The 8,971-nt window shown below is 48.3% G+C and carries 9 protein-coding genes; 5 read left to right on the top strand and 4 right to left on the bottom strand.

The window, feature by feature from the left end; genetic code table 11:
• Positions 1–48: 48 nt before the first annotated feature.
• Positions 49–744 (bottom strand): Rpn family recombination-promoting nuclease/putative transposase, encoded by a 696-nt coding sequence (locus HUF13_RS16745; protein WP_173476169.1) that lies wholly within the window; start codon positions 742–744, stop codon positions 49–51.
• Positions 745–791: 47 nt separating this feature from the next.
• Positions 792–1,091, bottom strand: coding sequence for a hypothetical protein (locus HUF13_RS16740; RefSeq protein WP_173476168.1), 300 nt, complete (start codon positions 1,089–1,091; stop codon positions 792–794).
• Between the two features lie 80 nt (positions 1,092–1,171).
• Here HUF13_RS16740 and HUF13_RS16735 point away from each other — a divergent pair, with 80 nt between their 5' ends.
• The gene (locus HUF13_RS16735; protein WP_290922346.1) at positions 1,172–1,957 is read left to right on the top strand and encodes a fibrobacter succinogenes major paralogous domain-containing protein; all 786 of its coding nucleotides are present in this window, start codon (positions 1,172–1,174) and stop codon (positions 1,955–1,957) included.
• A gap of 75 nt (positions 1,958–2,032) precedes the next feature.
• Here HUF13_RS16735 and HUF13_RS16730 read toward each other — a convergent pair whose 3' ends face one another.
• On the bottom strand, positions 2,033–3,259 hold the full coding sequence (locus HUF13_RS16730) for an aminotransferase class V-fold PLP-dependent enzyme (RefSeq protein WP_173476167.1): 1,227 nt from the start codon (positions 3,257–3,259) through the stop codon (positions 2,033–2,035).
• Positions 3,260–3,405: 146 nt separating this feature from the next.
• Between HUF13_RS16730 and HUF13_RS16725 the strand changes: the two genes are divergently transcribed.
• Both HUF13_RS16725 and epmA read left to right on the top strand, forming a co-directional pair.
• Positions 3,406–4,785: an FISUMP domain-containing protein gene (locus HUF13_RS16725; protein ID WP_173476166.1), complete on the top strand. Its 1,380-nt coding sequence runs from the start codon at positions 3,406–3,408 to the stop codon at positions 4,783–4,785.
• Positions 4,786–5,757: an EF-P lysine aminoacylase EpmA gene (epmA, locus tag HUF13_RS16720; protein WP_173476165.1), complete on the top strand. Its 972-nt coding sequence runs from the start codon at positions 4,786–4,788 to the stop codon at positions 5,755–5,757.
• A gap of 143 nt (positions 5,758–5,900) precedes the next feature.
• Here epmA and HUF13_RS16715 read toward each other — a convergent pair whose 3' ends face one another.
• Positions 5,901–6,302 carry a TlpA disulfide reductase family protein gene (locus tag HUF13_RS16715; protein ID WP_304039339.1) on the bottom strand — a complete coding sequence of 134 codons (402 nt, stop codon included), beginning with the start codon at positions 6,300–6,302 and terminating at the stop codon, positions 5,901–5,903.
• Positions 6,303–6,470: 168 nt separating this feature from the next.
• Between HUF13_RS16715 and HUF13_RS16710 the strand changes: the two genes are divergently transcribed.
• A complete protein-coding gene (locus HUF13_RS16710) occupies positions 6,471–7,538 on the top strand; it encodes a type IV pilus twitching motility protein PilT (RefSeq protein WP_173476163.1) in 1,068 nt (355 codons plus the stop codon).
• A 3-nt stretch (positions 7,539–7,541) separates the two neighbouring features.
• The gene (locus HUF13_RS16705; RefSeq protein ID WP_173476162.1) at positions 7,542–8,744 is read left to right on the top strand and encodes a type II secretion system F family protein; all 1,203 of its coding nucleotides are present in this window, start codon (positions 7,542–7,544) and stop codon (positions 8,742–8,744) included.
• Positions 8,745–8,971: the final 227 nt, after the last annotated feature.

Below are 8,971 nucleotides of genomic sequence, written 5' to 3'. Positions count from 1 at the left end.
AATAAGCGTGCAAGGCGAGCGTTGCAAAAATATGCTTGCATATTTTTATTACCGAGCCGCCGCCGCGGACGCCGTAGGCGTCAAATATATAAAAGTTTGAGTGAGAAAGTCTTCCGCTTTGTCTTTTGGCAGAGCCTTAAGTCCTGCGATGGCTGGCTTCAGATACTTTTTAAGCTTATCTCCAGAAAAGACATATTTCAACGCAACTAGCGCAAGTGCGATTTTGGGCGAGATTTTAGAAATCTCATCTTCGCTAAAAATATCGCTGATATCCACAACTTCCAAAATAAACGGAAGTCCGATTCTATGATAATATTCAGGATAATTGGGAAACATGACCTGTTTTTCAATTTTCCAGGGATCCTTCCCATTGTACAGAACGATGGCGATGGTCGGAATATTTTTCTGGTTTCTGACCATAATCTCGTACCAGTATTTTACTAGCTGGGGGATGATTGAGCAGTCGGGATAGCTCTTGTGTTCTTCAAGGATGCCGACAAGAAGTTCAGCTTGCTTGGATTCATCACATTCTACTTTTACGGTAAATGCCAAGTCCCCGTAGCCAAAGGAAATCGTGTCGCTATACGCTCCGGGAATTTCTTGCAATGTATCAAGATTCACGGTTGCGAGGAATTGCGCGAGGTTAGAATTCTTGCGTGCAGCAAGCCGCAATAGTTCTGCGGTGCGAACAGGATCCTTAAGCACTGAACGAACATAAGGATCGTGAGCAAATTTATTTGCCATAATGAGTTCTCCATCTATTTTCGGAGAACCAATATACAAGCAAAATTTTATGAAAAGTAAAACTTGTGAAATTTTGCAAACAACTGTAAGCCGAGAGTCGCAGCGATCGAGCTTGCTCGAATCGCTATGACCGAGGCGATTGTTTGTTCTGCAATCAGCCGTTGACAAAATTCTTTATTTTGCAAACGATGGTTTGCCATGAATGATTTGATTATGTCGTTTTCGCGATAGCCTTTCGTTTTTCTTTCGAATGCGAGGATTTTTGTAACAACAATCCCTTTTTTTTTGCCCGAAAAATCTGATTTTGGGTATAAAATGGCGCAGTTAAGGATAAAATTATAAAACATTTAAAAAATTGCGTTAATAATAAGGTCTTAAAAAATCATTTTTTGTAATTTGAGACCGAATTAACCAAAGGAGTCTAATTATGAAAAAACTTATTCCAATTATTGCGATTTGTTCGCAATTCTTCATGGCCTGCGAATCAGTGAATAGTGCTGATGAAAATGACGATAAGTCGTCAAGCTCAGTTACTTCCCGAGTATCTAGCTCTTCTGTTGTTGAAACTTATAGCTCTTCGAGCGAATCCAGTAGCAGCAAGGTTATTGAAGCGTTTGAACCTACTTTTGTAGACTATCGTGATGGGAAAACATATGGTGCTGTCAAGGTGGAAAATCAAATTTGGATGGCACAAAACCTCAATTATCAGGTGAATCATAGTTTCTGTTATGATAAATCTGCCTCGAATTGCGACAAGTATGGTCGTCTTTATACATGGGCCGGCATTATGGATACCTTGGGCGGCTTGAGTACAAACGGCAAGGGCTGTGGTTATGGCTCAACAACTTGTGCTCCGACTTATCCTGTGCAAGGAATTTGTCCTCAAGGCTGGCATCTTCCGTCTAAAGAAGAATTTGAAACGTTAATTGAAGCTTTGGGTGGCAAGTATACGTCTGGACCGAAACTCAAGGCGAAGAGTGGTTGGAAAGATAGCGGTAACGGCACGGACGATTACGATTTTTCTGCACTTCCCTCGGGACGCAGAACTGCTGAAGGAGTTTACGATTTGTTAGGCGAGTACGGAGACTTGTGGTCTTCTTCGATGGTGGATGAAACAAACGCGTATGTGCTGGTTTTGACTGCTGTCTTTAGGACGGATGTCCTTTCTGCAGATATGAGAAGCGCTTTTGCAGTTCGCTGCATTAAAGACTAGTTTCTAGTTACGGTTTAAATAAAAAATGCCTCCCCTTTGAGTTCATTGGGGAGGTTTTTCTAATGGTGTGATTGTCTAAGCGAACAACCTAATCACGCGCTTGATGCCCGCAACAAAACGGTCGATGTCGCGTTCGAGCGTGTAAGCGCCAAAGCTCAAGCGGAGCGTGGCGTCTACGCCAAAGCGGTCCATTACCGGCTGCGCGCAGTGATGCCCGCTGCGTACGGCGACGTTTTCTTCGTCGAGAATCATGGCGGCGTCGCCGACGGCGATTCCGTCCAACGTGATGCTGATGAGCGCACCGCGTTCCTTCGGATTGCCAAGAACTTTCACTTGCGGGATTTCGGCGAGCTGCTTCAAGGCGTACTGCGTAATTTGTGCTTCGTGCTCACGGATGTTTTCAAGGCCTTTTTCGTTCAGCCATTCTACAGCCTTTCCGAGACCGATGACTTCGGCAATGGCGGGCGTGCCTGCTTCAAAGCGTGCGGGGACATCGGCGTAGGTCGTCTTTTCGAAAGTCACATTCTTGATCATTTCGCCGCCGCCGTGCCAGGGCGGCATGCTGTCGAGTACTTCGTACTTGCCGTAAAGAACGCCGATTCCCGTCGGACCGTACATCTTGTGGCCGCTGAAGGCGAGAAAATCGCAGTCCAGCTTTTGCACGTCAATCTTGATGTGGCTAGAACTCTGGGCGGCGTCAATCAAAATTTTGGCTTGCGGGGCGAGCTTGCGGACGGTTGCAATGATTTCTGCAATGGGGTTGACCGTTCCGACGGAATTGCTTACATGGGCGACTGCGACCATCTTGGTGCGGGGCGTGAGCAAGTTGGGGAGTGCTGCTAAATCCAAGTCGCCATCGTCTTTGACGGGGATGACCTTGATTTTGGCGCCCTTCATTTCGGCAACGAGTTGCCAGCTCACGATGTTGGCGTGATGTTCCAAAGCGCTGATTAAAACTTCATCGCCTTCGTTAAAGAATTTGCGTCCGTAGCTCCAGGCCACGAGATTGATACTCTCGGTGGTGCCGCGGGTGAACACGATTTCGTCTTCGGTTTTTGCGTTGATGAACTTCGCAACGTCTTTGCGGGTCTTTTCGAATGCTTCCGTGGTGCGGGCGCTCAGGCGATAAACGCCGCGTTTTACGGAGCTGTAGTGCTCGCGGTAAAAATCGTCCATGGCGTCGATGACGCAGGCGGGTTTTTGTGTGGTGGCGGTGCTGTCCAAAAAGGCGAGGGGCTTTTGCTCCTTGTCGCCAGCGACTAGCATCGGGAATTCATTGCGTGTGAGTTCTGCATTAAACATGATGCCAAAGATAGAAAACCTATATGATAGGTGGCTTCTAATAGTAAAATATTATTAGTGTGCAACAATTTTTTTGCATCTGCGTTAAGTATTGGTTATAATTCGTAATATATTTAGACTATTGTAAAGTTTTAAAAGAGGAAAAAATGAAGAAATTTTTTGTGGCGGGGTTGGTTTCCGCATTTTTGGCTCAGGGGGCGTTTGCGCAGGAGGCTCTCCGCAACGCTGTCGATTCGAACAACTGGAAAAAGGTTCGTAAAATTGTTGATTCCGGCGAAATGGAAGAAATTTATTGCGGCAAAATGTCTGCAAAGAATGCGTCCAATATTTACGCGAAGGTTTTCAAGCAGATGCCGGATGAAGCTTTTGCTGCTTGCCCATCGCAATTTGCGTATGGATTTGGAACAAAGGTTTGCGGGATGGCAAATGCGGCCAATGCCTGCACGGGTGTAATCAAGTATTTGTTTAGCGATGCCGAAAAGGGGAGTGGCAAGGCTCTCAAGACGCTTGACGAAGTGGCTAAGGCTGCAACAAAGACGAAGGCATTTGGAAAACAGTCCCTCGTGAAGGTCGATACGACGGTCTGGAAACCGTGTCCCAAGAAAGGTGCGGCGCGAACAAAGTGTCTCGCCCAATGCAAGGTGGATGCAAATTCTTTGATGGCGATCAATCATGATGTCGATTGCAAAAAGAATCCAGAGCAGATGGTGGACAAGACGATTCGAGTCTATAAACCGTCTCCTGTTTTTGCCGCTCTTCGCACAGGGTTTACGGAAGGCTTCTGGAAGGCTCCAATGTCTGCTGCCGGTACATATGCCGCTTACACGAGCAAGTACGCCAAAGTCCTTTCGATTCCTGATACCGCAGTGACGGGCGTGAATTACGTGAAGACTTGGGCTGCAAAGCACAAGGCTGCAAAATCGTCGCTTCCGGGCGGTCAGCTGTTCCGCTTCTGTACGGCATGGAAAGGCAAGGTGGACCCGATTCTTTCTGCCGAAGGTTTCAGCACTCGTTGCCCTGTTTTCAAAAACTTTGTTGACAAACGTGACAAACAAGTTTATAAGGTCAAGGAAATTGGCGGCGTTAATTGGTTCGTAGAAAACTTGAATTACGATGCCAAGGACGGTTCTATGTGCTATGACCGCGATGATGGAAATTGCAAGACTTTTGGCCGCCTCTACACGCAGGAAGCTGCCAAGACCGCTTGCCCAGAAGGCTATCATCTCGCTACGGATGCAGACTGGAAAAAGCTTGAAGACTATGCCGGCGGTTCTCGCGAAGCCGCTCTCAAGCTCAAGAGCAATGGCAGCGACGATTATGCATTTACTGCCATGTTCGGAGGCTACGCCAACAAGAGTGGCGTCTGCACGACGATGGGCGATGGCGCTTACTTCTGGACTGCGGATGTCGATACGGATGGTCGTGGCAAAGCCCGCACCATGTTTGCATCTGACAAGGATGTCGGCTCTATCACGGTGGACCCGAGTTTCTATCTTGCGGTCCGTTGTGTAGCCGGAGCTGAATAAATGGAAAATTTGAAGTCGGGCGCATTTGCGCCCACCTGTTCGCGAGAAACTTGGATCAAGCGCCAAGCGTTGATGACTAAGGTTCGTGATTTCTTTGTTCGTCGTAATGCGCTTGAAGTCGAGACGCCAGTGCTTTCTGCCTATGGCGGAACGGACCCGCAACTCGATTACTTTGAAATCGAAGATCCAAAGCGCTTCATGATGACGAGCCCGGAATTCCACATGAAGCGTTTGCTTGCCGCGAACTTCGGGGACATTTTCCAGATTACCAAATCGTTCCGCAAGGACGAGTTTGGCGGCCACCACAATAACGAATTTTCGATGGTGGAATGGTACCGCGTGGGCATGCCGCAAGAAAAGCTCATGGACGAAGTCGAAGACCTCGTGAGCGAAATTATTGGGACTAAACTAAACGCACGCCGCACCCGCTGGATTGATGCGTTTAAGAACTACGCCGGTATCGATCCGTTCTGCGAAAAGCTTTCGGACTTTGCAGACGCCTGCCGCACCCGCGAGATTCCTGTGCCCGAAAAGAGTGAAACGCTCTCTCGCGAAGAGTGGTGGGACTACATGATGGTATTCTTGGTCGAGCCCGCGCTGGCGAGTAACGGTCCCGAGTTCATTCTTGACTATCCGCCATCGCAGGCTGCGCTTGCGCAGACCTACACCGACGCTGACGATCGTGTGTGGGCTCGCCGCTTCGAACTTTTCGTGAATCAGGTGGAACTGTGCAACGGCTATACGGAGCTCACGGATGCCGTGGAACAGCGCCGCCGCTTCAATGCGGACTTGGACATTCGCCGTGCAATGAACAAGCCTCTTCCTCCACTGGACGAACGTTTCCTTGCTGCTCTTGAATCGGGAATGCCTGCTTGTTCTGGCGTAGCTCTCGGGCTGGACCGCCTGTTCATGCTCGCTCTCGGGAAAGAAGAAATCGCCGACGTGATTCTATTCCCAAGCCCGATAGCGTGAATAGATGAAAGAACGGACCTTTGGTCCTATAGATTAGAGACGAAAGGGATGAAATCGCTGCTAAGCTGCCCTATAATGACGCACGAAGTGCCATTATTTCTCTCTCGTCTTTCGTCTATCAGCGAAGCGATCTATCGTCTAAATCACTTCCCCAGCAGTCTCTTGAGTTCCTGTCTCACTCTCAGTTCGTTTAACGAACCGATATCGACGTGCTGGATCTTGTCGTCCTTGTCCACGACAAAGCTCACGGGAATCACGCCCGGATTGCCGAGCGCCTTAATCGCATCGTAGTTCCAGTGGAGCATCGTCCATGGGATATCCATACTCTTCTTGTATTTGCGGGCGACCTTCTTGGAATCGTCCTCGTCAATCATTACAATTTTGAGGCCCTTTGGTCCGAATTCTTTATGGAATTGCTTGAGCACGGGCAATTCTGCGCGGCATGCAGGGCACCAAGATGCCGTGAGCACAATAAGCGTTGCCGTCCCTTTTTCGTTTGCATAGCTTGATGTGCCGCCCATCACATTTTCGGCAGCAAAATTCACAACTGTCTCCGGAAAGACTAGTTTAGGGCGCGAACGAGATTCCATCGCATAAAAAGCGAACGCGAAGAATAAGATTGCCCCTACCCATGCGAGTATTTTATAAGTGGATGAACGCATTGTGTAAAGAATTTATGAAATTTTCGAGGTTTTTAAATTATATTCTAGAGTATGGCATATAACATTCAGGATCTTTTAGCAGAAATGGTCAAACGAGGTGCTTCCGACTTGCATATTACAGCCGGTGCTCCCCCCCTTATTCGTCTTTCCGGTAAGCTTACTCCCATTGGGGAGAATAAGCTCAAACCAGACGAAACCATGCGTATGACTTACAGCTTGATGAATGAAGCCCAGAAAAAGACTTTTGAACAGCAAAAGGAATGCGACTTTTCATTCGGCATTGCAAATCTTGCGCGTTTCCGTGCGAACGCCTACTTGCAGCGAGGCTGCGTAGCGCTTGCCCTCCGTATTATTCCGCTTGATATTAAGACGTTCAAGGACCTTGGTCTTCCAAAGATCATGGCCGAATTTACAACCCGACCCTCTGGGCTGGTCCTTGTGACTGGTGCTACCGGTTCCGGTAAGTCGACAACCTTGGCGGCCATGATTGACAAAATCAATAAGGAACGTCACGACCACATTTTGACGGTCGAAGACCCGATTGAATTTTTGCACAAGCACCAGGGATGCATGATTAACCAGCGCGAAGTCGGTAGCGATACGCACAGCTTTGCCCAAGCACTTAAGATGGCTCTCCGTCAGGACCCGGACGTGGTGCTTATCGGCGAAATGCGTGACCTCGAAACTATCCGCTCTGCATTGACTATTGCAGAAACGGGTCACTTGACGTTTGCAACATTGCATACGAACTCTTGCGTACAGACTATTAACCGTGTGGTGGACGCGTTCCCGAAGGGCGAACAGCAGACCGTGCGTACTCAGCTTTCGTTCGTGTTGCAAGGCGTTATTTGCCAAACGCTTATCCCAAAGATTGGCGGTGGCCGTGTGATGGCGTACGAAGTGATGAACGTGACTCCAGGTATTCGCGCTTTGATCCGCGATGACAAGGTTCACCAGATTGAATCCATGATTGAAATTGGTCAGAAGTTCGGCATGAACACGATGAACATGTGCTTGTGCGAACTTGTCAAGAATCACAAGGTTGACCGTTTCGATGCACTTGCTCGTTCGTCGAGTCCGGACCAGTTGGAACAATTGTTCGTAAAAGAAGGGGTGTAATCGATGGCAGAATTCCTATACAAGGCGCAAAACGCGCAAGGTAATAGCTTTGAAGGATCGCTCGAAGCGAAAGACAAGGCTGAAGCCGAAGCCCTCTTGCTCCGTCGCCGTTTGGTGATCACGAGCCTCAAGAAAAAACCGACCGAAATCAAGATTAAGATTGGTTCTGGCATCAAGACCGAAGATATCACTCGTTTTACGCGTATGTTCTCGTCTATGTGCTCGGCTGGTCTTCCGATGCTTCAGTGCTTGAACATCCTTGAAGCGCAGTGCGAAAACCCTGAACTTAAAAGTGTTGTACACAAACTAACGCAATCGATTAACGGTGGTTCTTCTTTGGCAGATGCCTTGGCGCAACACCCGAAAGTTTTTGACTCCCTGTATTGCAACATGGTGGCTGCAGGTGAAGCGGGTGGTATCCTTGAAGGAATTCTTGCTCGTTTGGCTGAAACGCTCGAAAACAACCAGCGCCTCAAACGCAAAGTGAAAAAAGCCTTGACTTACCCGATCATGGTTATTATTGTGGGTATTGTCGTGGTGATTGCACTTATGACGTTCGTGGTGCCGACGTTCGCTGAACAGTTCGCTGCTCTTGATGCAGAACTCCCGGCTCCGACGCAAGTTGTGATGGATATGTCTGACTTTGTGCGAAATAACGGTGCGTTCATGTTTATCGGGCTTGTTCTTGTCATTTTTGCGTATAAAATGATAATGCGAATACCGGCGGCGCAATTTGCGATGGATAAGTTTACGTTAAAACTACCCAAGCTAGGCGATTTGCAGATTAAGTCCGCAACGGCAGGCTTTTCGAGAACGCTAGGAACGCTTTTGAATGCCGGTGTGTCTGTGATGGATGCATTGAAGGTCGTTGCGACAACCGCAGGTAATAAAGTCGTTGAAAAGGCTATTTATAAAATATCGATTGGTATTGCGGGTGGTAAATCTATTGCAGAACCGATGGAAGAAGTGGGCATTTTCCCGCCCATGGTGATCCAAATGACAGGCGTCGGTGAAAAGACCGGTAACCTCGGCGGTATGCTTTTGAAACTTGCGGACTTCTACGATGAAGAAGTGGACGCTGCTGTGGATGCCGTCGTTAGCATGATTGAACCGATTATCATCGTGTTCTTGGGCGGCGCTGTCGGTGGCCTTTTGATTGCAATGTATATGCCGATGTTCAGCATGGGCGACGCGATTAAAGGTTAAAAAGGCTTCGCATTACGGCGTTGCAGTGCTCCTCACGTACGAGGGTACGCTACGTCGCCTTGCGCCTTGTCCTGCTCGCCTTTAAACCTTTACTCAAATAATCTTGTCAGGCCCGCTATTGAGCGGGCTTTTTCTGTTAAGTCCTTTAGGTAAGAAGCCGATGCGTAGCATCGGCTTTAACAACCACCCGCTATGCGGGTGAGATTAGAGCTTAAGCCATTACGAAT

Origin of the sequence: Fibrobacter succinogenes (genome assembly GCF_902779965.1) — a bacterium.
GTDB lineage: Bacteria > Fibrobacterota > Fibrobacteria > Fibrobacterales > Fibrobacteraceae > Fibrobacter > Fibrobacter succinogenes_F.
The sequence above is the reverse complement of the archived record's forward strand: the minus strand, read 5'-3'. Positions and strand labels throughout refer to the sequence as shown.

What these genes read in the sequence shown, in the direction of transcription:
- HUF13_RS16745 (WP_173476169.1), bottom strand. Translation starts at nt 744, where the DNA reads ATGGCAAATAAATTTGCTCACGATCCTTATGTTCGTTCAGTGCTTAAG.
- HUF13_RS16740 (WP_173476168.1), bottom strand. Translation starts at nt 1,091, where the DNA reads ATGTTTTATAATTTTATCCTTAACTGCGCCATTTTATACCCAAAATCA.
- HUF13_RS16735 (WP_290922346.1), top strand. Translation starts at nt 1,172, where the DNA reads ATGAAAAAACTTATTCCAATTATTGCGATTTGTTCGCAATTCTTCATG.
- HUF13_RS16730 (WP_173476167.1), bottom strand. Translation starts at nt 3,259, where the DNA reads ATGTTTAATGCAGAACTCACACGCAATGAATTCCCGATGCTAGTCGCT.
- HUF13_RS16725 (WP_173476166.1), top strand. Translation starts at nt 3,406, where the DNA reads ATGAAGAAATTTTTTGTGGCGGGGTTGGTTTCCGCATTTTTGGCTCAG.
- epmA (WP_173476165.1), top strand. Translation starts at nt 4,786, where the DNA reads ATGGAAAATTTGAAGTCGGGCGCATTTGCGCCCACCTGTTCGCGAGAA.
- HUF13_RS16710 (WP_173476163.1), top strand. Translation starts at nt 6,471, where the DNA reads ATGGCATATAACATTCAGGATCTTTTAGCAGAAATGGTCAAACGAGGT.
- HUF13_RS16705 (WP_173476162.1), top strand. Translation starts at nt 7,542, where the DNA reads ATGGCAGAATTCCTATACAAGGCGCAAAACGCGCAAGGTAATAGCTTT.